The following is a 22,329-nucleotide window of genomic DNA, read 5'->3' as shown; positions in this document are numbered from 1 at the left end:
TAAAAATTTCATAAAAAACTTGCAACTCGGTAAATCCTGAGTATAGTGCCCCTCTGTGGAGACGCGGGGTGGAGCAGCTTGGTAGCTCGTCGGGCTCATAACCCGAAGGTCGTCAGTTCAAATCTGGCCCCCGCAACCAATTCACAAAGCAGTAAGTTATAGTATCAGTCGCGGGATGGAGCAGCATGGTAGCTCGTCGGGCTCATAACCCGAAGGTCGTTGGTTCAAATCCAGCTCCCGCAACCAATTCTATAAACAACAATTCAGTCGCGGGATGGAGCAGCATGGTAGCTCGTCGGGCTCATAACCCGAAGGTCGTTGGTTCAAATCCAGCTCCCGCAACCAATTTCTCTTCAAAATTTCTTCTTATTTTTACTTTCTCTCTTAATTCACAAACCTAATCTTATCAATCATAGATTTCTATATTGCATTTCTTTTATTTCAATAACGCATTGTATTGAATAGATTTATTGTGCTGAAAATACAATAAGAAGCTCCAATAGAAAGCGTATGTTCTTGGCTTTCTACTGGAATATAAAAAAGATATAGGAAGAGGTTAGCTACGGTCTGCTAACGTTAATTCACCACCATTAGCAAAATAAGCTTTGATCCCTTTGAAAATAGACTCTGCGATCTGTTGCTGGAATTTAGCGGTTTTTAGTTTTTTCTCTTCTTCGATATTACTGATAAAAGCCGTTTCTACTAAGATAGAAGGGATCTCAGGGGCTTTTAATACCGCAAAACCCGCCTGATCGACTTTATTTTTATGCAGTTTATTAATACCACCCAATAACTTAAGTACTTCACTACCGAATTTTAGGCTGTCATTAATAGTCGCAGTTTGTACGAGATCGAGCATTGCATGGTCTACATAGCGATCGCCACTTTTACTCACCCCACCAATTAAGTCAGACTCATTTTGTGTTTGAGCAAGATAGCGTGCAGTGTTACTGGTTGCGCCCGTTTTTGATAATGCAAAAACAGAAGAACCTCTTGCAGAGCGGTTTGTAAACGCATCAGCATGGATAGAGACAAATAAATCTGCCTGCATTTTTCTCGCTTTAGCAACACGTACTGTCAATGGAATAAAGACATCTTCATTACGTGTCATATACGCCTTCATTTTGGCATCTTTATCAATCAGCGTTCTTAAGCGACGAGCAATTTGTAAAACCACATCTTTTTCACGTGTTTTATATTTACCTATTGCGCCCGGATCTTCACCACCATGCCCAGGATCGATCATGATAATAATCGGTCTATCTCGCCCTGCTCTGCCCGGTTTACGTGTATCGGTTTGTGCTGGTACAGCTTGTTGTAAATCACCGTCGTTATATTCACGTAATAGCGCTAAAAGAGGATCTTCTTCCGTGTCAGCGCCGTGGCTTGGGTAGAAATCTAACACCAAACGGTTTTTAAATTCAGCCACAGGTTTAAGCGTAAACATTTGTGGTTGTACAGGCGTTTTTACTTCAAATACCAGTCGAACTGTTTTAGGTGTATTTTGACCAACGCGAATAAGTTTTAAATAGGGATCGCTAGTCTGAACCTGATTAGCAACACCTTTTAGTGTGCTATTAAGTTGAATACCTTCTAAATCCACCACAATACGTTCAGGGTTTGATAATGCAAACTGACGATATTTCAGTGGTGTACTGGATTCTATAGTCACGCGAGTATAAGTCGAGGCAGGCCAAACCCTCACAGCAACAATAGATGCTGTGGCAGCAAGACCAACAGGACTAACACTTAACAATAATAACGCGCCAATTCCTTTAACAAGACGACGACGAGTTTGATTGTGCTCAGAATGACTCATGAAAATATTCCAAAAAAACGATTAACGTCAATAAACTCTAAAAAGAGATAAAAAAAGTTAAGAACGAAAAACTTTACCCAATCCACACTTCACTGTCACTTAAAAACAGCACAATTACTCACTTTTACACGAATATTCTGCCTTCAGGGAAAACAATAAGATAGGATTTTACTTGCCATTCCTCTCCAAAAAGAATAAAAATACATTAAATGCGAATAAAAATTCACTTGAGAGGGTTTTATGAAAGAGCGTAGCACCGAATTGGTCGATGGATTCCGCCACTCGGTTCCGTATATTAATGCACATAGAGGCAAAACATTTGTCATTATGCTGGGTGGCGAAGCCATTGCTCACGAAAACTTCCCATCTATCATTAACGATATTGGGTTGTTACACAGCCTAGGCATTCGTTTAGTGGTTGTTTATGGTGCTCGCCCACAAATAGATACAGCTCTTGAAGTGCAAAAAGTATCTCCAATTTATCATAAATATACACGCATCACAGATAGCAAAACCTTGGAAATCGTTAAACAAGCTGCAGGTACATTGCAACTTGATATTACGGCTCGCCTATCAATGAGTTTAAGCAATACGCCATTACAAGGTGCACATATTAATGTTGTTAGTGGTAACTTTGTTATCGCACAACCATTAGGGGTTGATGATGGTGTTGATTATTGTCATAGCGGAAAAATTCGTCGTATCGATGAAGAAGCTATTCATCGCCAATTAGACAGTAATGCCATTGTATTAATTGGTCCAGTTGCGGTATCTGTGACGGGAGAAAGCTTTAATCTCACTTCAGAAGAAGTAGCAACACAACTTGCGATAAAGCTTAAAGCACAAAAAATAATTGGTTTTTGCTCATTCCAAGGTGTTGTCGATGAAGAAGGACACATTGTTTCTGAACTATTGCCTAATCAAGCTGAAGATAAAATTCGAGAGCTACAAACGGAAGGTGATTACCATTCAGGTACAGTGAGATTCTTACGGGGAGCAGTTAAAGCCTGCCGTCGTGGTGTAGAGCGCAGCCACTTACTAAGTTATCAATCTGATGGTGCTCTTATTCAAGAATTATTCTCTCGTGATGGTATTGGTACTCAAATCGTCATGGAGAGTGCAGAAAAAGTTCGTAGAGCGAATATTAATGATATTGGTGGCATACTCGAACTCATTCGCCCATTAGAACAACAAGGTATTTTAGTCAGACGTTCAAGAGAGCAACTGGAAATTGAAATTGACCAATTCACCATTATTGAACGCGATAATATGACTATTGCATGTGCCGCACTCTATCCTTACCCATCAGAAAAAATTGGTGAAATGGCTTGTGTTGCAGTACACCCTGATTATCGCAGCTCTTGTCGTGGTGAAGTTTTGCTACAACGTATTTCAGCACATGCTAAGCAATTAGGGTTAGAAAAGCTGTTTGTTTTGACAACTCGCAGCATACACTGGTTTCAAGAAAAAGGATTTGAACCAGCTGAAATTGATAAGCTACCGATTGAAAAACAAGCACTTTATAATTACCAACGTCGTTCTAAAATTTTGATTTTAGATTTACATAAAGAGTAATTGCCAAATATAAAAAAAGACAGGTATCCCTCTCAATGCCTGTCTTTTATTATTTTCATTATTAACTAACGACTAATAACGTAACTTATCAATTAATCCACTTCGACGTTGAATACGTGTTTGTATTGCCATTTTCACCATCAACTCTGAGGCATAAAGAGAAAGCTTCTGTTTAGCCCGTGTTAATGCGGTATACAATAATTCACGACTAACAACAGGTGAAAATTTATCGGGCAGTACTAACGCTGTATGGGTAAATTCCGAACCTTGTGATTTATGCACTGTCATTACATACGCAGTTTCATGTTGTGGTAATCGGCTAGGTTGGATCGCTTTCAATTTTCCATCAGGTAGTTGGAAAAAAGCTTTCATTTCACCTTCATCATTATTGAGCATAATACCAATATCACCATTAAACAGACCTAACGTACTGTCATTTCGTTGGATCATAATGGGGCGTCCAATATAATCACTTTGATAACTATTTGTAGGACGGCGGATCAATCGCTGACGATGCAATAACATTTCAATTCTGTCATTTAGACCACTCACACCGAAAGGGCCTTCTCTTCGCGCGCACAATAAACGGTATTGGTTAAATGCATTAAGAATAATATCAGGTGATGCTTTTTGAGAAACTAAAGTGAGATACTCTCGATAGGCATTAACAGCATCTTGGATCATCAGTAAATAACTCTCTTTTGACTCTAAAGCAATAAAGCTCACATCTTGAGGCTCTAATGCGATTTCAAGCTGTTGTGGGCTAATCTCTGCTTTTTTCAACAACGCAATGGCTGTTTTGGTCTGTCCTTTATTAACCGCGAAAGCAAGTTGCCCTATCCCTGAATTCTCACCAAAGCGGTAGCTTTTTCGTAGCAGACACAGAGAATCACTGACGACAGAAACGGGTGTTTGAGAGACAGGAATAATGTCGGTAGATTTAACCAGCTCACCTTGGGTCAAGTGATTAATTTGATCAAATCTCTTTTGACTAAAACCATTTTCAGAAAAACGGCAAATATCACCTAATACGGCGCCCGCCTCAACAGAAGCTAGTTGGTCTTTATCACCTAAGAAAATAACGTGGCATTTTGGTGGAAGTGCATCAATCAAACGCGCCATCATAGGTAAATCAACCATCGATGCTTCATCAACAACTAAAATATCAAGCTGTAATGGATTATCTTTATGGTAACGCACTTGCTGGCTTTCAGGCTGAGCGCCTAATAAACGATGAATAGTTTGTGCCTGTTTTGGCATCCACTTATTTTCTTCTTCGCTTAAATTAAGTTGTGCCAAAGCGTTACCTAAAGACTCTGTTAATCTCGCAGCGGCTTTACCGGTAGGAGCCGCTAATTGAATAATCGGCTTTTCATTCGATGTAAGCATCACAAAAGCCGCTAAAATTTTAGCAACTGTTGTCGTTTTCCCTGTTCCAGGCCCCCCAGAAATAATAGAGGTAGGGGTTGTAATAGCAACACTCGCAGCCACTTTTTGCCAATTTGTTTCTTGGCTTTCTTTCGTTGTTGGAAAAAGTTGGTCGAGTACTTTAATTAATTCATTCTCATCAATATCAACAATGGCATGCTCTTGCCTAAAAAAACGAGCAACTTTCTCTTCATAGCTCCACATTCTTTGTAGATAAAGAAGTTCATTATCTAAAATAATGGGTGAGGGAGAATCATCGCCACTTTGATTAACACAATGACAATGAGTCAATTCTTCTACTATTTTTTTAGCAGAAGGCTTACCCATTTTTTGCCAAATTTCTTGTGCAAACTCCTTTTGTCTACCATCAAACAGTTGATCTTTCTGAATAATACTCAATGGTAAACAAACATGACCCGCTCCAGTTTGAGCACTCAAATAAGCAAATATAAACAGTAAAATAGGGTTTTCATCTTCCACCAGCATTTGTGCAAATCGAAGATCTAAAGGCCGTAATAAGTTTTGTGTAATCGCTTGTTCTAATAGTTTGATCATTTTTATTTCTCACCGACTACATCGAGTTTGCTACTTTTACCTGTAAATAGTGAATCTAGAGCCAAAACAAAAGCCTCATCAGGTAAATAAGCATAAACTCCATTTCCGGGATGCGCTTTGTCTATACCTCGTAAGAAGAGGTAATAAATTCCGCCAAAGTGGCTTTGGTAATCATAATCAGGGATGCGCTGTTGTAAAAAACGATGTAACGCTAAGGTATAGAGTTGATATTGCAAGTCGTAGCGATGATCCATCATTGCATTCATCATCGCTTCTTGTGTGTAATCCTCACTCGATTCACCTAACCAATTCGATTTATAATCCACAACATAGTATTTACCTTCCCAAGAAAAGACTAAGTCAATAAAGCCTTTGAGCATTCCTTCTACTTGTTGAAATTGCAAAGCTGGACAACGTTTTGATAGTGGATCAAACTGGCTAATTAATTGAGTCAACTGGGTTGATGATACCTCTTTTTCAATAGGCAAATAGAATTGTAATTCATCAAGTTGTTGTGATTTTGGGATATCAGCAAGACACAATTCTTGAGTATTAAGAGGTGTATGAAATAGCGTTTCCATCCATGAAACTAAAAGAGGAGCCCACTTTTCATCAAAACCTTGAGCTGTCAATTGTCCTTGCATCCACAGTTCATCAATAGGTTGTGAAAAATCTAATACTTCCAGCAAACTGTGTAAGAACGTTCCTGCTACTGCACCACGAGGGAAATGATGAATCGAATTTTCATCAACCTCTCCTTGTTGCTTTTCACCTTTAGCATCTGTATCAAGCCCTGGTGCGATAGATTGCACCAAAGCCTCAATATCACCTAAATCGAAATGATAACTGCGATTTGAATGCTGATAGGTTAACCCTGAATAGCTCGTTATACGCCAATTATCGTGGATCTGGCGTTTAAATATAGCTGCCTCAAGTTTTGTTTCAGCCAATAATTGAGGCTGATAACGATGTGCAGACATATTATCAAGCGTTGTTACACTGATATTCTCATCTAATAAGGCATGGATTGATTGATGCAATAATTCACTATTACCTTCTTCGCCTTGTTGCAATAAATACCCTAAAGCATTTTTATGCAGATCGGTAAGCCCTGACTTACGTTTAGTCCCCTTAACAAGAGGAGCAACACCAACATAACAGCAGAATTTAGATCGTGTTAATGCTACATAAAGTAAGCGTAAATCTTCAGCTAAGCGCTCTTCATCTGCTAAACGCAAACTTTCAGGTCGGCTAAAAATATCTAATTTTGCGTAAAATTTCTCTCTATCATGATAAAGCGCCCCTTTCTGCTCTTGATAATTACAAGCAAAAGGTAAGCAAACGATAGGATATTCAAGGCCTTTAGATTTATGGATAGTGCAAATCCGCACAAGATTTCGGTCGCTTTCCAAACGCATTTGTTGGCTTTCAGACTGCGCATCAGGATGAGAAATCTGTTGTGCTAACCAACGAATAAGGGCGTGTTCACTATCAAGTTGTAATGATGTTTCTTGTAATAGTTCACCGATATGCATGATATCTGTAAGCCGACGCTCACCATCAATACTTGCGAGCAAGTTTTCCGCAATCTGATTATCCATCATGATTTTACGCAACATCGGTAAAACACCACGCTTTTGCCATAGTACATAATAATCAGCAAATTTCTCTACGTAGCTATTCCAGCGCGCCTCACTGCGGTTCAAATCATCAATTTGCTTCGCGCTAAAACCAAATAATCGGCTAGCTAAAGATGCCCTTAAGACTCGCTCTTTCTCCGGCGTTACAACTGCTTGTAATAACCAAAGTAGATCTTTAGCTTCATTGGTTTCAAATACACTTTCACGATTGGATAAAAACACCGATTGTATCGAAAGTAAATTCAGTGCGTCACGAATAAGTACGGCTTCTCTACGGCTACGCACTAACACCATAATATCAGCAGATGTAACCGATTTTTTTGTATCTTGTTCAATCAGCCAAGCTTGTTGCTGATCCCCAGCTGATAACCAATCACGAATTTGTGCAGCACATTGTGCCGCCATGATTTGTTCATAATTTCCCGTAGAAACACTTTCACCTTCAGCAAGCCAAAAATTAAAAGGAGAAATCGGTTTATCATGGTAAATAAAAGCCATGTCTTGGTTTTTTTCAGCTGAACTTACTTCAATAAAAGGGATATGCTCAAATAAAAATGGAGCATTCGAACGCATAAAAAGTTTGTTAACTGCATTCACCATACCCGGTGCAGAGCGCCAGTTAGTGTTTAATGTGTAGTGATGAGATGTCTGCTTTCTAGCTTGAATATAAGTAAAAATATCCGCACCACGGAAAGCATAAATTGCCTGTTTAGGATCACCGATAAACAACAAACCGCTGTTTTCATACTCACCATAAATCGCATCAAAAATACGATACTGTTGAGGATCTGTATCTTGGAATTCATCAATCATTGCAACTGGATAGCGTTCACGAATGGCTTGCGCTAAAGCTTCACCACCTTCACGTTTCAATGCTCTATCTAAACGTGTTAATAAATCATCGAATCCCATTTCGCCACGACGCATTTTTTCATTTTCAATACCTTGGCGTATTTCAGGGATCGCGTTGACCAAAATAACATCACGCAAAGTCAAACTCTGCTTTGTTAATCGTTCAATTTCAACGAACAGAATATGCTCTGGCGCTGGACCTTTAGTCGCCTTCTCATTCAATGTTTCTTGAGAAAAACGAACTAAACAATCAGGTAATTGATAGCTTTTAGTTTCTAGTGTTGACGCCCACAGAGTGATTTCTTCAATCCATTTAGGTAAGAAACGACTGCTGTAACTACGCTTATCAACTCCTGAAGTGGTTATCCATGCTTCAACTTCATGATGATGTTCATTCCAACGAGTTTTAACATTATTAATTGCTTCAATAACCGCTTGATGACGCTCTTTTACTGATTCATTTTCGCTATCTAATGCCACACCTTCTATTTCAGGCATTTCACCTTGTAAATAAGGCTGTATTTCATAAAGCAGTTGTTCTGGGCCAGACCAAATCTGGCTTACTGCATTAGCAACATCATAAGAAAGTGGATAACAATGACGACGCCAGAAGTCAGCACATACCCGTTTTTTGAGCTCATATTCATCTTGGATCAAGACTTGTTCAAACAAGACTCCTGATTCAAATGCGTTGTTTGCCAACATACGCTGACAAAAGCCATGAATGGTGTAAATAGCCGCTTCGTCCATTTGACGTTCAGCTTCTAGCAACCACTGTGCAGCTAGCTCTTTATTAGGTATCTGTTTGAGTAACTCATGGTAAGTATTATCACTACTTTCAACATCGTGACGGATACAGGCAAGTCTTAGTTCATGGATATTTTTACGAATACGTGCTCGTAATTCATCTGTCGCCGCATCCGTAAATGTCACAACTAAAATCTCTTCAACACTGAGAGGGCGGTAGAATGCAGACTCTCCGCCTAATCCAAGAAGCAACCGTAAATACAATAACCCTATTGTATAAGTTTTTCCTGTTCCTGCAGACGCCTCAATGAGGCGTCTTTGGTACAGAGGAAGCGTATACGGGTTTAATGGCTGTGCCTGTATCACTTCACTCACTCTTTAATTTCCTCAACAGGTAAGGTTTTTTGTAATTCACTTACTGTGGTGTAACGCTTCCATTGTTTATTTTCTGCGTAATCAGCATCTTTGCCATCTTTACCAATAACTTGAGAAACAAAAATAAATCCGTTAGGTTTTATAATTGCTTTTTCATAAAATTCAATAGCTTGTTTTAATGTGACTTTATTAAGCTCAGCTAAGAATTTTTCACGTCCATCATATTTTAAGTTATTACGATGGAAGTCATTTCGATAAAGAGAAACTTCTTCATAGAATGTTTGAGGTGGCTGTTTAACTTCAGTAATAATCGCTTGCTTATACTGATTAAAATCAGCCTCGTTCATTTTTTTCAAACGTTCGTAAGCTTGTTGATAAAATGCGTTATAGCGCTCATTTAAGTAGACAGGCGGTTTTGCATTACTTTGTAGTAAAAAGCCGATACCTGATTGCTCACCCATAGTGCCTTGATAAGCAAATACAGCATAACCTAGTTGCTCTTCTGTTCTTAATTGATCATAGAACCAAGGTTTGATAACAGAGGCTAACACTGAAGAAATTGCCTGACCTTCAAGACGGCTATAACCTGTTGGGATATAAAGCTCACCTAATGCATTATCAGTGCTCTTCGATTTATTTTGGAATTCAACCGCATTTAATTTATTGAATACTAATGTTTCACCGATCCAATATTCTGTACCTTGATTACCTAATAATTCGTGTGCAGATTTAGCAATATCACGGCTTTGCTCTGGCGTTAAGTTACCAATAATCAGCGCTTGAAGTGCCGCGTTTTTAATGACTTCACGGCGATTATCAATAATATCTTGTAGCGTAATTGACTCTAATGCTTTGATTTTTTCAGCTTCTTCATAATACGGGATCGTATTTAATCGACGAGCTGGCAGCATAGCGGCTTCAAATGCTTTTAAGTTATGAGTCACTTCAAGCTGTTCACGATACCAAGATTTAGCCTGATCTAGTTCTTCTTGAGTTGATTCAAAACTCATATAGCTTTTCAGTGTCGCATTAACTAATTCTGGTAAATGTTGTGTATACCCATTCATTGAAAAATCAATGCCTTGCCCTGATGAGGATGAGATATTCATTCCCGCAACAGAAGCTTGGTAAGATAATTCACTTAATGCTAAACCAGCAAGATAGTCAGTTAAGGTTTGCGTCACTTGCTGCTTAACAGTAATGTCTGATTTCTTATTCACTAAACTTAATGTCACACTGGCTTTAGGCTCATCAGAAAAATAGTGTGATGGCATATAAAATAAGCGAGCGCTTTTATCTTGCCACAACAATTGTGGTTTGATGATTTTGCTGTCCGCATCAATCAGTGAAAGATTATCAGGAATGTAAGGGTTAAGTGCTGGCAGTGATAATGAAATATCGTCTGATAATGCTTGCCATGTTTTTAATTGCTTATCTGTGATTTTATCAACCTGATAAGGCGCATTAACAAAATAGGCTTGTTTGTTAGAAGGTTCATTAGGACTAATTACCCAAATACGAGCCTTCTCTGGTGTAAGAGAATCAAGACGAGAAAGGATCGCTGAAGGTTCATAATTATCAGCAATATAGTCTGCATCTAGGATATTTTTGATTGGATAACGCAGCATCATATCCGAAATACCTTCTATGTAATTCATATCTCTTACAATAGAGCCATAACGGAATGAGAGATCTAATACATTCGCAATTTCATTAAAGTAGCGCTGACTGATACCTTCTGTTTGAATTAAACGAATATATGAAAAGATAGCAGAAATCACTTTGTCTTTTTGCGCTAAACCTTTATCTGTCAACGCGACATAAATCGTAAATGAGCCTTGGTTACGATCAATATAAGGCTCTGAAGAGGCACTAATACTTTCAGCCAAGCCTTGATCTTGTAGCCATGTTGCCAATGTGCCCGCGCTACGATTACCGATTAAATAACCAATATATTCATCAGATTTACTACGAAAATCGGCGACATTATTATCAATACCAAATTCAATCTGTAAGGTTTTTTGTGGCAAAGCAGGTACAAGATGGATCATTAACCCTTTTTCTTTATCCGTCATAGCAGGTACTGTTGTGACAGGCACGTCAGCCTTTTTATTCGGGATACGAGCAAAAGTCTCTGCGGCTAATTTAGATAATTCATCAAGTGATTTATTACTATAAATAACACCATTCATTAAATTGCCAGAATAGTGTGTCTGATAGAATTTAATCAATTCATCTTGAAGCTTACTATTTGGTTTATCACTTAATGTCTCTAGATTCCCCCCCATAAAGCGAGAACTTGGATGTGCTGGGTTTAAAGTTTCTGCTCTGACTTGCCAAAAACGCATGCCATCGCGTGCCCGCGCCATTGTTAATTCAGCATTAACTGCATTACGTTCACGATCTGCATTTTTAGGATCAAGTAAAGGTTCAGCTAAAGCATCAGCAAGGCGATCTACCGCTTCATTAATGGCACTGTTTTCTACTTCTAAATAGAACGCAGTACGGTAAGTCGTTGTACTCGCATTATGAGAGCCACCATTCTTTTGTAGGAATTCAGACATACTGCCTGATTGAGGATATTTCACCGATCCCATTAGCACCATATGCTCTAAATAGTGCGCAAGACCTTGCTGACTATCTGGATCTTCTAATGCTCCAACAGGTAATGCAACAGCCGTTAATGATTTAACTGCTTTTTCATCAGAAACCAGTAATACAGTCATTTCATTAGGTAGTTTAATCGCTTGATATTGCCGTGGATCACTCTCACTTTTTTCAATGCTATCAGGCAATACTTGCCAGAGAGGATCAGCAGCAAAGCTGTTGATACTCACTAGCATCAATAGCAACATGATCCATAGTTGCGAGAAGTATTTTCTCATCTGATATGAGCTCCCTTATTTTTTCAGAAATGGAATTATTGGTTTAAATAGTGTTAATGCCGTCTGTTTGACTGTTTGTAAAAAAAGTTCGTCTAATTGAGAGAAAGCACGCTGAACATACATGTCACTCATTTCACCATCTCGATTATAGCTATCCGTTAAATGTTGCATCAGTACTAATTCTGCTTTTTCAAGTGTCTCTTCATCATCAAGTAAAAACTCTTGTGATTTTTTATCATAGCAAGCTTGTAACCAAGCCCAGCCACTTTTCGCAAATAATGCTAATGGGCTGTTTAATCCTTGTTTATAGTCACTGATTAACTTATCTAATGTTGCATAGGCAAACTCAGGATCAACGGGTAATAAACACCATTGAGTCTCTTTTCTACCGTAAAAACGACTCTCGCCAGTTCCCCCTTTCAAGCAATACACTAGGTGCTCAATCCAAAGTTGCAATAAGTCATTAGCGGTTAAGCTGGCTGGTCGCCAACGTAATAAACCATCAGCTTGTACCTCATTTAAACGACCAATCAATGGCATTGCACTAAAGCTTTGCTCTAATGTGACAGAATGTGTGGCTAATCGTTCACTTCTTATCTTTTCAGCTAAAGGAAGTAATTCTTCTATTTGTTGCTCCCAATAGATTTGACCAAAAGCACTCGCTGGAAGTTGTCCTGCTGCTTTGATTCGCTCAAACAGTGTTTCTGTTGAGGTTTGATCAATCAATGCTTTTAGTAACCATTGATTCAATAGATAACGTTGAAGCGCATTTATCACAAATGGCTCTTCTTCGGGTAATTCTGTTTCTTCAATAACGAAATTTGTTTTTAATCTTTGTTGGAAGAAAGCACGAATAGGATGACGATAAAAACGTGCCAGAGCATCAACAGAGACTTTATCTATTGTGTCATCATCATTAAGTGGCTCAGTAAAACTTTGATGAACCTCTCCTTGCCCACTAGCAGCAGGTAGCCATTCAGAGGCATAAGAACGAAAGGAAGCGCCTATGCGGAAATTTTCTTGAGCAAAAGGAACACGGCTATGTTGTGTTAATAAACGCTGGTTTACACGAGCCGCACTGTCATCGACATTAAGTCCACCATCCTCTGGTAGACGGAAATTTTGCCCAATATAATCTTGTAATTCTTTGATTAAGACTGATGGATTACATTCTCGATCGTCACGTATCGATTTTCCAATATAGCTGATATAAAGGTATTTTTCAGCTGAGCTAAGCGCTTCAAGGAATAAATAGCGGTCATCATCACGGCGTTTTCTATCACCACGACGGCGTTTTTCCGCCATTAAATCAAACCCTAGCGGCTGAATATTACGAGGGTAAATACCATCGTTCATGCCTAATAAACACACCGCTTTAAAGGGAATAGAGCGCATAGGCATTAATGTACAGAAATTAATACTACCAGCCAAAAAGCGTTGACTGATTTTTTCATCATCGAACCGCACTGTTAATTCATCACGAATAAGAACTAGCGGAATTTCATTTTGATATTGCGCTTTCAATCCGTTTTCAATCACTTTTTGCCATTGTTGGATAATAAGCGCTAAGACTAATTCCGTTTCTTCATCTGACTCAAAAAAGGCATCAACTAATTGTTGTCCAACTTCTAGCCAAGCTTCTAATGAACGAGTTTCACTCAAACGTGTACGCCAATCGCTTAATGTATAAAGAAAATCAGCGAGATGCCCTGCAAGTTCAGCGACTAATCCACTGGATTCATCGTAAGGAAGAACGCCTTTCCAAGGACCATTTTCACTTTCCATCGCATAGCCAAGCAACATGCGCAGTAAGCCAAATTCCCACGTATTTTTACCCGTAATAGGTAATAAGAATGAAGCCACATTCTCATCATCTAATCCCCAGCGTATACCTGACTCATCAACCCAACGACGCAATAGTTTTAATTCATTTTCAAAAATAGAGAAATGCCCAGCTAAAGCAGGAACTTCGAGTAGTGCCAATACTTGTTCGGCAGTAAAACGGCTTTGAGGAAGCTCTAATAACGTAATAAAAGCTTGTAATACAGGGTGTGCTTGACGCGCTTTTCTATCTGAAATAGCAAAAGGAAGATAACGTTCTGAAGGCGCATTACCAAACACAGCTTGAATATAAGGTGTATAGCTATCAATATCCGCAACCATCACAATAATATCACGCGGCAGTAATTCAGGATCTTGCTCTAACAAATGCAGTAATTGATCTTGTAGCACTTCCACTTCGCGCTGTGGACTATGGCTAGCATGAAAAGTCAGTGAATAATCATCTGGCGAAATCACACGTTTATTTTCACTACACTCATAAGTTTCAAGTGTTGTACCTAATTGTGAAAAATCTTCTAAATCAAGGATATCAGCTTGCAATTGATGAAGTAGATTGTCTCTTGGGATCTCAACAAACGCATCCAACACATCGGTGTATTCAAGTTCAGAGAGGAAATAAAGATTATCTTTACCTAGCTTTCCCCATGATGCTAATAGCGGATTACCAATATTTTGCTCACCTTCGTCATTAAATAACGAAGAAGCATTTATTTCATCTTTAAACCAAGGGGATTCATGTAATTGTTTATAATGGCGTGGTTTTCTACTATTAAGACGAGCGAGAAATTTAGGATCTTGGATATCTCCCCAATAGTAACGGCAAGGGTTGGTAAAAAGTAAATAGATCTCGGTATGACGTCCAATAGCCTGTAACGCCTGCAAGTAAACTTGAGGTAACGCTGAAATTCCACAAATAAAAATACGAGGTGGAAAACAGTGCTGAAGCAGCCCTTCTTCTGCATTATTTAATGTAGAGATAAATTGTTGATAAAGATTAGAACGGTGCCATTGAGGCTGATTAAGATCTTTTGTGTATTGCTGTAATGCTACCCACAATATTTTTTGCCAGCGTTGATTTTCACTCAGCCCTTCGATTAACTCATCTTTTTCCCACGAAGCTAGCCAATCTGAACGATAAACTAAATATTGGTCAAATAAGTCAGCCACACGCCCTGCTAGCTGGTGAAGCTTACGTTTATCTTCATCATCATTTAAATAATGCAATAAAGGTTTAAATTCTTCATGAGGTAAAAATTCAGGAAGTAATGCCATTAATTTCCATGTCATGGCATCTTTAGAAAAAGCGCTTTCTTTAGGTATACCTGATAATACCCGAGTAAACATTTCCCAAATAAAGGTCGCTGGTAATGGATAATGGATATTAGCAGCAATACCCAAACTTTCGGCAAGCTGGATTTGTAACCACTGAGACATTCCGGGGCTTTGTACAAGGATCACTTCTTGTTCAAAAGGAGAAGAAAGTGGTCTGGTCTGCATAAAGTGCACCATAAGTGACTTTAGTAATGACAACTGATTTGAGTGATATATATGAAACATCAGATCCTCATCTTATTAATAGCATGACCAGTAATACAGCCTTATTGCAGGTAATACATGATTGGCAACATAACCTTCTATCTGCTGACAACCTTCAGAGTGTAAAAGTGAGCGTGTCATTATTTTTCGGTTAGATGCGAAATAGTCAGGTGATTTATCAGACATTTGTTCAAATAAAACAAAAAGTTCCTGCCCTACCTGCTGAATTTGAATTAACTGCTGAAAATCAGCTTTTAATGATTGACTATACCCTATAATAGCGACAAAACTAATATTAAAAAACAGTAATATAAACATTGTATTAAGTAAAATAGAGCCATTTTCTGATTTATTTTGACTGTTATCTATAACGCACACTCCTTATGCACTAATGGGCAATAATCTAGCCATCCATTTGGATGTGCAACAATAGATTTATTTTTGTCCTTCGAAAAACCAACCCATTGATAATGATATATTTTATAACTCTTTAAGCTTTCTGCTTGCCCTTGTAATAAGCCCTTTTCCAAAGAGAGCAAAAATAAACAGCTTTTTATTTTAGGGTCTGCATGAAAATGACGGCATTGCCATTTATTTAACTGTGACGACGAAATTTCCCAATTCAGCTTTATTCCCCACACCAATGCAGACTCAGCAAATAAAAAAGCTTGTCGTGCTTGTAGCTCTTGCATCACTATTTGTTGCGACTGTCTGTAATAATAAGCAAAACTTCCAAGTGCCGATAAACTCATAACAATAAACCCCATTACCACGAGTAAACTTGCAAATCCTTGTTCACTTTTATTGTGAATTGAATCAATACTCATAACGTGGTCACATTCCTTAACCGAATATCATTCTTGTAATGCAACTTCACAGTAGAGGATTGTTTTAAATGAAATTTTAAAGAGACTGAAAGGAAAAAAAGAGGCTTATCTTTAATAAAATGTCGTCTTGAATAAGGGCGTAAAATAAATTCCGTCACTTCAATCTCATGACTTTCAAAAAATCGTTGCCATCCTGAAGAAGTACAATCTTGCACTCCTCTTAATTGCTCCAATTGCCCGTTTTTAAGCCGATAACCAAAATAATCACTCTCTTTTGAAGAAGGCGCATCCCATAGACCATTACCGTTTACATCATAAGCGAAAATAACACAGGAGTTTTTTTCTTGATAAGAATACTGCCCTATTTTTAAGGGTGAAGTGTGAAACTTCTTTGACTTCAATGCATGGGTACAATCACCGTTGCAATACCCAGTGCGCCTTAGTTGTGTTTCTAGTACCAATAACCGTTCTCTTAAGAAAATATCTAACTGGTATTGCTGGTAACAATAGATCAGTGTGTTCATTATTTGAGGATAAGCTCGACTAATACAAAGAAATAGAACACCACTAATTGCCATGGCAAAAAGACACTCCATCAGCATCATGCCAGATGAAAATGAAAATATTGATCGCTTTAACATGGCGAAAACACCTTAATTTTCTGGCTACATGCTCTTATTCTGCCTAAAGATGAAATAACAATGCTCACTTCACCTTCTGAACTTTGAAGCACAAAACTCATTGGTCTTAAGGTTTGACGAAGCCCCCCAAACGTAAAATTTGAAACTGTTGATTGTTTAAGTTGAATACCAGACGCTAATTGAAAAACCATTTGTTTTTCAGGTGAATGTCGAAGAGGAAAAGGAATAGCGACGACTTTATTACTGGGTGATAAATGAAGTGATATTTTAATTTTTATATTAAACAGTAGCGCTTGTTGTCGCTGATAAGAAAGAAAAGCGATGGTTTCTCGCACACTATGTATCAATTGACGTTGATGAGTAAATTGCTGATAAGTCGTGATTGATAAGTAACTTAGAATAGAAGTGATCATCATGACAATAAGCATTTCAAACAGGCTTATCCCAAATTCACTCTCTTGTTCAAGTTTTCTATTTAGGTTTATTTCCATGTTACTGTTCATTTTTTCTCCTTTAGATCCTGCAATTGAGAATGCAGCTAAACCTTTGTAAGGTAAATAAAAGAGAGTGTTTTTTTCGAACAGTGACGCAGTAACAATATTTTCAGAACAAATACAAAAAATGATTTTCAGTTAGATTGAGCTAACTTTAGTTTATTGTATTTAAAGTTAATGATAGAAATAAAAAAGCCCCTGTTTATCACTGAACAGAGGCTTTAAATGTAAAGGGAAAATTAAACCGTAAATGGATATTTTATCGCTTCATGGCATTGATAACCTTCAACGGTAAAATCATCTGTTGTTACCCACGTTTCAATATCTTCCAACGTTTTGATTTTTGGATTGATATGTAATGTTGGTAGCGGCAATGGCTCTCTTTTTAGTTGTACATCTCGCATCAGTGGTAATTGATTTTCATAGATATGTGCATTGATTATCTTATGAAATGCTTTACCTGGCTTATGCCCTGTAATTTGAGCCACCAGCGCTAATAACACAAAGCACTGTATTTGGTTGAAATTCAAACCTAATGGCACATCGCAGCTACGTTGATAAGAGGTTAAATAAAGCGTATCACCCACTAATGAAAATGTGTGTGTATGCATACAAGGACGCAAACAACCTAGCTCAGTTTCACCCGGGTTATAGAACGTTACGATTTCGCCACGATCATCTATACCCTTAGTCAAGTTATCTATCACTTTACGTAGTTGATCAAAATGGGAACCATCTGGGCGTTGCCACTGACGTCCTTGAACGCCATAAACACGCCCCATATCGTCTTCACCTTTACGATGAGGGTTATTTAACCATGCCCCATTTTCATTAGCGTTTGCATTCCATGTATTACAACCAATTTCACGAAATTGCGCTGCGTTGTCGTAACCGCGTAAATACCCTAACAACTCTGCAATTGCGGCTTTATAGAAGCTTTTACGTGTCGTTATCAACGGAAATTGGTTATTTGCAACATCATATTCCAGATCAGCATTAATCACCGTTAAACAACGGGTTCCTGTCCGTTTATTATCAATCCATTGCCCTTCATCGATAATGCGTTGACACAATGCCAGATACTGCTTCATGTTGTCTCTCTTGTAATTAGCTAATAATAAAAAATTTATCTCACACTATTTGTGAGCAGGTGTTGGATTTTGTGGTGTTTTTTTATCTTGACGATAAGCCCATACCATAAAAATAATACCCAACAAAATCATTGGAATTGAAAGAATTTGTCCCATACTCACACCACCAAATAATCCTAGTTGTGCGTCTGGTTGACGGAAGAATTCAACAATAATACGGAATGCGCCATAACCAATAAGGAATAAACCTGACACACTGCCTATTGGGCGATTTTTACGCACAAAAATATTAAGAATAATAAATAACACCACCCCTTCTAACAGCATTTCATAGAGCTGTGATGGGTGACGAGGTAAAACCCCATATTCTTGAATGATTGGCAGTAGTGTTGCTGGATCTTGGGCAACAAGCTGGAGATCCGCAGAACGCGAGGTTGGGAATAAGAAAGCCCAAGGCGTATCGAATGTGACGCGTCCCCATAATTCACCGTTAATAAAGTTACCAACACGACCTAACCCTAAGCCAAATGGAATTAATGGTGCAACAAAGTCTGCCACTTGGAAGAATTTACGTTTAGTACGTTTAGCAAACCAAATCATGGCACAAATTACCCCAATTAAACCGCCGTGGAATGACATACCGCCATCCCATACTTTAAAGAGGTAAAGAGGATCATTTAAAAAGACAGGTAGGTTATAGAATAAAACATAACCTAAACGACCACCGATAAACACACCCACAAAACCAACATAAAGTAATGTTTCAACTTCATTTTTAGTCCAACCACTATTTGGTTTTGCAGCTCGACGGTTTGCAAGCCATAAGGCAAAGACAAAACCAACTAAATACATCATACCGTACCAGTGTAATGACACAGGCCCGATAGAAAACATAACAGGATCGATCTCTGGAAATTTAAGGTAGCTTATACTCATTATTCCCTACTTCACTTAATCAATAATTTCTGTGCTGGTCATTTATTGCCAACATAGAAAAGGCTTATACGAAGGCTTACTAGATGCCTCCGCGAATTAATCCACCTAATCCTTGCCGTTCCATAAATTCAGAAGACAATTTTTTAATTTCTGTTGCTGTTTCAGCTTGCAACACCTGTTGCATAAAAGGCTGTAACATCACAGGATCAAGATGGCGCAATAAGTATTTTACCCTAGGTAAACTACGACCACTCATGCTTAACTGCCTAAAACCGAGCCCTATTAACAGCAATGCCCCTATTGGCGTACCCGCCATTTCACCACAAACACTCACTGGCAACTGATAATATTGGCATTGTGTTGCAATCAAATTCAGTGAACGCAATAACGCAGGATGCAAATTATCATAGAGTAATGCTACATGGGTATTATTACGATCGACTGCAAGTAAGTATTGAGTCAAATCGTTTGTTCCAACAGAGATAAAATCAACCCGATTGGCTAGTTGTGACAGCATAAACACCAATGAAGGCACTTCAAGCATAATACCCAACGGAGGTGGAGCACATTCACATTTTAGCTCTCGACTCACTTCATCACATGCTCGTAGCAGTAATGTTCTAGCTTCGTCAATTTCATCAATACTTGTCACCATCGGCAACAATATTTTCAAATTTTTAAATTCGAGGTTTGCTTTTAGCATTGCGCGTAGCTGAATAAGGAAGATTTCCGGTTGATCGAGCAATATTCTTATTCCTCTCCAACCTAAGCAGGGGTTTTCCTCATTAATTGGCATATAAGGAAGTTGCTTATCAGCACCAATATCTAGAGCACGTAATACAACGGGTTTATCAGGGAAAAAAGAGAGGATCTCACGGTAGCGATTTTTCTGTTCATCTTCTGAAGGAAAACCACTTTGTAGCATAAAAGGGATTTCTGTTCGATATAAACCAACGCCATCGATTCCGACACTAATGCGTTGTTCATATTTTATATTTAATCCCGCATTCAGTTGAACGCTAACTGCCTCACCATTTTTTAAAACCGCTTGCTGTTCAAGCTGCTCTTCTGCAATTTGGCTTAATACGCTCTCTTCATCAATAATTTGTTTATATTCTTGAGTAATAAAAGGCTCAGGCTCGATAAAAATCTCACCACGATAACCATCAAGAATAAGCATTCGATTATGTAAAAGCTCAGGCTGGATATCCGCCCCCATAATTGCGGGTATGCCCATTGCTCTAACAAGAATGGCAGAATGCGAGTGAGTTGCACCATCTCGAACAATTACACCAGCAAGTTGCTGTTCTGGTAGTTCTGCCAATAAACTTGCACTTAACTCATCAGCCACCAAAATAAAACGTTCTGGCCAAATATTGGTTGAGCTTAGATCATCATCTAAATGGAATAATAACCGACGCCCTAATGCTTTAAGATCAGAAGCTCGCTCTCGCATATAACCATCTTTCAGGCTAGAAAATTGAGCGGCGACTTTCTCAACCACTACTTTGACAGCCCATTCCGCAACATATCCTTGTGTAATGATTGCAGTCATTTTATGTTTGAGCTGAGGATCGTTAAGTAAATGCGAGTAGAGATCAAAAATAGCAGCGCTCTCTTTTTGTGCATTCGCCATAAAGCGCTTACTAAAGCGGCGACATTCTGCGGTCGCATCTTCTAAAGCCACCGTAAGTCGATTTAATTCTGCTTTTATATCAAGGGCGCTGGCTTTAAAAACATTTTCAAGGATAGGTTGAGAAACTTCTTGCCAGCCATAAGCCATAACCACGCCAGTAGAAACTGAAAGTGCTTTAATACGACTTTGACGATATTGCCCAAAAAGTCCTTTAGTTTGTACTTGCGATAATGTGGCACCAAGCTGTGTCGCCAGCGTCACCATAAAAGATTCTTCGCTCTCATTAAATAAGCGACGCTCTTTTTGCTGAACGACTAATACACCTAAGAGTTGGCGACGATAAACGATAGGAACGCCAAGGAAAGCGCGGAGATCGTCTTCTTTAACTTGAGGAAGGTATTTAAAACTAGGATGTTCACGAACATCAGCGAAGTTGATAAGTTCTGAAAGACGGCCCACTTCACCAACAACGCCTTCATCAAATGAAAGGCTAACGGCTCGCCCTCTAGGTTTTTTTAACCCTTTGGTCGCCATAAGATAAAAACAACTACGTTGTTTATCGGCAAGATAAATAGAACACACATCCGTGTGCATTGCCTGACACGTTTCCTTGACTAAGAGTTCAAGCGCTTCTGGAAGCCCTGCTGCCATAGCCACTTTTTCTACAATTTCTCGCAAACGTGTCAGCATAGTGTTATCTAATACCTTTTACGCCGATATCCATACGATGGACGTGGTAAAGACACTTGTTCTTGCAATGGCATGACTACTGGTGCGAACTCTTTCATTACACGTCGATAAACATCGCGTTTAAAAGAGACGACTTGTCGAACTGGATACCAATAACTCACCCAACGCCAGCCATCAAATTCTGGCGTTTTGCTTTGTTGAACATTGATGTCTTTATCATTACTTGTTAACTGCAAAAGGAACCAACGCTGTTTTTGTCCAATACAAACAGGTTTTGTGTCCCAACGCACCAAACGCTTAGGTAACTTGTAACGTAACCAGTTACGTGTGGAGGCAAGAATTTTGACATCCTTGCGACTTAACCCAACTTCTTCGAACAACTCTCGGTACATTGCCTGCTCTGGCGATTCTCCAGGGTTAATTCCTCCTTGAGGAAACTGCCATGAATGTTGCCCATAGCGACGAGCCCAAAGCACTTGCCCTTGCCGATTACAAATTACAATCCCTACATTCGGGCGGTAGCCATCATCATCGATCACTAGACTACCTCAATAACCAAATTTGAAAGATAACTCATTGTTTCATACTACTCACAGACGGTAAACCTCTATCAACAGACTTTGCATGACGTGCGTATTTATCTACAATGGGAAAGTCTCAACGGGGTGCCTTTCTAGGCTGAGAAAAACTCGTGGAACCTGATCCAGCTAATACTGGCGTAGGGATTTGAGTCAGGATGTTGCAATATTCAATGGTTTGC

14 protein-coding genes, 3 tRNA genes and 1 riboswitch are annotated in these 22,329 nt (G+C 38.8%); of the genes, 4 read left to right on the top strand and 13 right to left on the bottom strand.

The features are described from left to right. Positions 1 to 62 precede the first annotated feature (62 nt). The 3 genes from AB4J89_RS10155 (at position 63) to AB4J89_RS10145 (ending at position 345) form a co-directional block, all read left to right on the top strand. A tRNA-Met gene (locus AB4J89_RS10155) sits at positions 63 to 139 on the top strand. 30 nt (positions 140 to 169) lie between these two features. Next, positions 170 to 246, top strand: a tRNA-Met gene (locus AB4J89_RS10150). 22 nt (positions 247 to 268) lie between these two features. Continuing rightward, a tRNA-Met gene (locus AB4J89_RS10145) sits at positions 269 to 345 on the top strand. A gap of 211 nt (positions 346 to 556) precedes the next feature. Here AB4J89_RS10145 and amiC read toward each other — a convergent pair. Then, positions 557 to 1,819, bottom strand: coding sequence for an N-acetylmuramoyl-L-alanine amidase AmiC (amiC, locus tag AB4J89_RS10140; RefSeq protein WP_088494680.1), 1,263 nt, complete (start codon positions 1,817 to 1,819; stop codon positions 557 to 559). 240 nt (positions 1,820 to 2,059) lie between these two features. Between amiC and argA the strand changes: the two genes are divergently transcribed. Continuing rightward, positions 2,060 to 3,394 carry an amino-acid N-acetyltransferase gene (argA, locus tag AB4J89_RS10135; RefSeq protein ID WP_088494679.1) on the top strand — a complete coding sequence of 445 codons (1,335 nt, stop codon included), beginning with the start codon at positions 2,060 to 2,062 and terminating at the stop codon, positions 3,392 to 3,394. A 72-nt stretch (positions 3,395 to 3,466) separates the two neighbouring features. Here argA and recD read toward each other — a convergent pair whose 3' ends face one another. The 12 genes from recD to rppH all read right to left on the bottom strand — a co-directional run bounded on the left by recD (position 3,467) and on the right by rppH (position 22,108). Further along, positions 3,467 to 5,377, bottom strand: a complete 1,911-nt coding sequence (gene recD / locus AB4J89_RS10130; RefSeq protein WP_368469109.1) for an exodeoxyribonuclease V subunit alpha — start codon at positions 5,375 to 5,377, stop codon at positions 3,467 to 3,469. Between the two features lie 2 nt (positions 5,378 to 5,379). Beyond that, the gene (gene recB / locus AB4J89_RS10125; protein ID WP_368469107.1) at positions 5,380 to 8,991 is read right to left on the bottom strand and encodes an exodeoxyribonuclease V subunit beta; all 3,612 of its coding nucleotides are present in this window, start codon (positions 8,989 to 8,991) and stop codon (positions 5,380 to 5,382) included. Further along, on the bottom strand, positions 8,988 to 11,876 hold the full coding sequence (ptrA, locus tag AB4J89_RS10120; protein ID WP_102949460.1) for a pitrilysin: 2,889 nt from the start codon (positions 11,874 to 11,876) through the stop codon (positions 8,988 to 8,990). Before ptrA ends, recB begins: the two co-directional genes overlap by 4 nt. A 15-nt stretch (positions 11,877 to 11,891) precedes the next feature. Further along, positions 11,892 to 15,275 carry an exodeoxyribonuclease V subunit gamma gene (gene recC, locus AB4J89_RS10115; protein ID WP_368469105.1) on the bottom strand — a complete coding sequence of 1,128 codons (3,384 nt, stop codon included), beginning with the start codon at positions 15,273 to 15,275 and terminating at the stop codon, positions 11,892 to 11,894. 15 nt (positions 15,276 to 15,290) lie between these two features. After that, a complete protein-coding gene (locus AB4J89_RS10110) occupies positions 15,291 to 15,632 on the bottom strand; it encodes a hypothetical protein (protein ID WP_227718973.1) in 342 nt (113 codons plus the stop codon). After that, positions 15,620 to 16,081 (bottom strand): DUF2509 family protein, encoded by a 462-nt coding sequence (locus AB4J89_RS10105; protein WP_088494675.1) that lies wholly within the window; start codon positions 16,079 to 16,081, stop codon positions 15,620 to 15,622. Before AB4J89_RS10105 ends, AB4J89_RS10110 begins: the two co-directional genes overlap by 13 nt. Further along, positions 16,078 to 16,722 carry a prepilin peptidase-dependent protein gene (locus AB4J89_RS10100; RefSeq protein ID WP_368469103.1) on the bottom strand — a complete coding sequence of 215 codons (645 nt, stop codon included), beginning with the start codon at positions 16,720 to 16,722 and terminating at the stop codon, positions 16,078 to 16,080. The genes AB4J89_RS10105 and AB4J89_RS10100 overlap by 4 nt, the downstream gene beginning before the upstream one ends. Beyond that, positions 16,716 to 17,225, bottom strand: a complete 510-nt coding sequence (locus AB4J89_RS10095; RefSeq protein WP_227718972.1) for a potassium:proton antiporter — start codon at positions 17,223 to 17,225, stop codon at positions 16,716 to 16,718. The genes AB4J89_RS10100 and AB4J89_RS10095 overlap by 7 nt, the downstream gene beginning before the upstream one ends. A gap of 230 nt (positions 17,226 to 17,455) precedes the next feature. Continuing rightward, entirely contained in the window at positions 17,456 to 18,307 is an 852-nt protein-coding gene (locus tag AB4J89_RS10090; RefSeq protein ID WP_088494673.1) for a thymidylate synthase, read from the bottom strand. Positions 18,308 to 18,352: 45 nt separating this feature from the next. Next, the gene (gene lgt, locus AB4J89_RS10085; protein WP_088494672.1) at positions 18,353 to 19,243 is read right to left on the bottom strand and encodes a prolipoprotein diacylglyceryl transferase; all 891 of its coding nucleotides are present in this window, start codon (positions 19,241 to 19,243) and stop codon (positions 18,353 to 18,355) included. A gap of 79 nt (positions 19,244 to 19,322) precedes the next feature. After that, positions 19,323 to 21,569, bottom strand: a complete 2,247-nt coding sequence (gene ptsP / locus AB4J89_RS10080; protein WP_368469100.1) for a phosphoenolpyruvate--protein phosphotransferase — start codon at positions 21,567 to 21,569, stop codon at positions 19,323 to 19,325. A gap of 8 nt (positions 21,570 to 21,577) precedes the next feature. Then, positions 21,578 to 22,108, bottom strand: coding sequence for an RNA pyrophosphohydrolase (gene rppH, locus AB4J89_RS10075; RefSeq protein ID WP_036934096.1), 531 nt, complete (start codon positions 22,106 to 22,108; stop codon positions 21,578 to 21,580). A 112-nt stretch (positions 22,109 to 22,220) separates the two neighbouring features. After that, a riboswitch (TPP riboswitch) is annotated at positions 22,221 to 22,312 on the top strand. Positions 22,313 to 22,329 lie beyond the last annotated feature (17 nt).

It is taken from the genome of Proteus sp. STS61-E (assembly GCF_040932335.1).
Classification (GTDB): Bacteria; Pseudomonadota; Gammaproteobacteria; order Enterobacterales; family Enterobacteriaceae; genus Proteus; species Proteus mirabilis_B.
This window is presented reverse-complemented; position numbering and strand designations above follow the sequence as displayed.

What these genes read in the sequence shown, in the direction of transcription:
- AB4J89_RS10090 (WP_088494673.1), bottom strand. Translation starts at nt 18,307, where the DNA reads ATGAAGCAGTATCTGGCATTGTGTCAACGCATTATCGATGAAGGGCAA.
- recC (WP_368469105.1), bottom strand. Translation starts at nt 15,275, where the DNA reads ATGTTTCATATATATCACTCAAATCAGTTGTCATTACTAAAGTCACTT.
- ptrA (WP_102949460.1), bottom strand. Translation starts at nt 11,876, where the DNA reads ATGAGAAAATACTTCTCGCAACTATGGATCATGTTGCTATTGATGCTA.
- AB4J89_RS10095 (WP_227718972.1), bottom strand. Translation starts at nt 17,225, where the DNA reads ATGAACAGTAACATGGAAATAAACCTAAATAGAAAACTTGAACAAGAG.
- AB4J89_RS10105 (WP_088494675.1), bottom strand. Translation starts at nt 16,081, where the DNA reads ATGAGTATTGATTCAATTCACAATAAAAGTGAACAAGGATTTGCAAGT.
- ptsP (WP_368469100.1), bottom strand. Translation starts at nt 21,569, where the DNA reads ATGCTGACACGTTTGCGAGAAATTGTAGAAAAAGTGGCTATGGCAGCA.
- recD (WP_368469109.1), bottom strand. Translation starts at nt 5,377, where the DNA reads ATGATCAAACTATTAGAACAAGCGATTACACAAAACTTATTACGGCCT.
- AB4J89_RS10100 (WP_368469103.1), bottom strand. Translation starts at nt 16,722, where the DNA reads ATGTTAAAGCGATCAATATTTTCATTTTCATCTGGCATGATGCTGATG.
- lgt (WP_088494672.1), bottom strand. Translation starts at nt 19,243, where the DNA reads ATGAGTATAAGCTACCTTAAATTTCCAGAGATCGATCCTGTTATGTTT.
- argA (WP_088494679.1), top strand. Translation starts at nt 2,060, where the DNA reads ATGAAAGAGCGTAGCACCGAATTGGTCGATGGATTCCGCCACTCGGTT.
- amiC (WP_088494680.1), bottom strand. Translation starts at nt 1,819, where the DNA reads ATGAGTCATTCTGAGCACAATCAAACTCGTCGTCGTCTTGTTAAAGGA.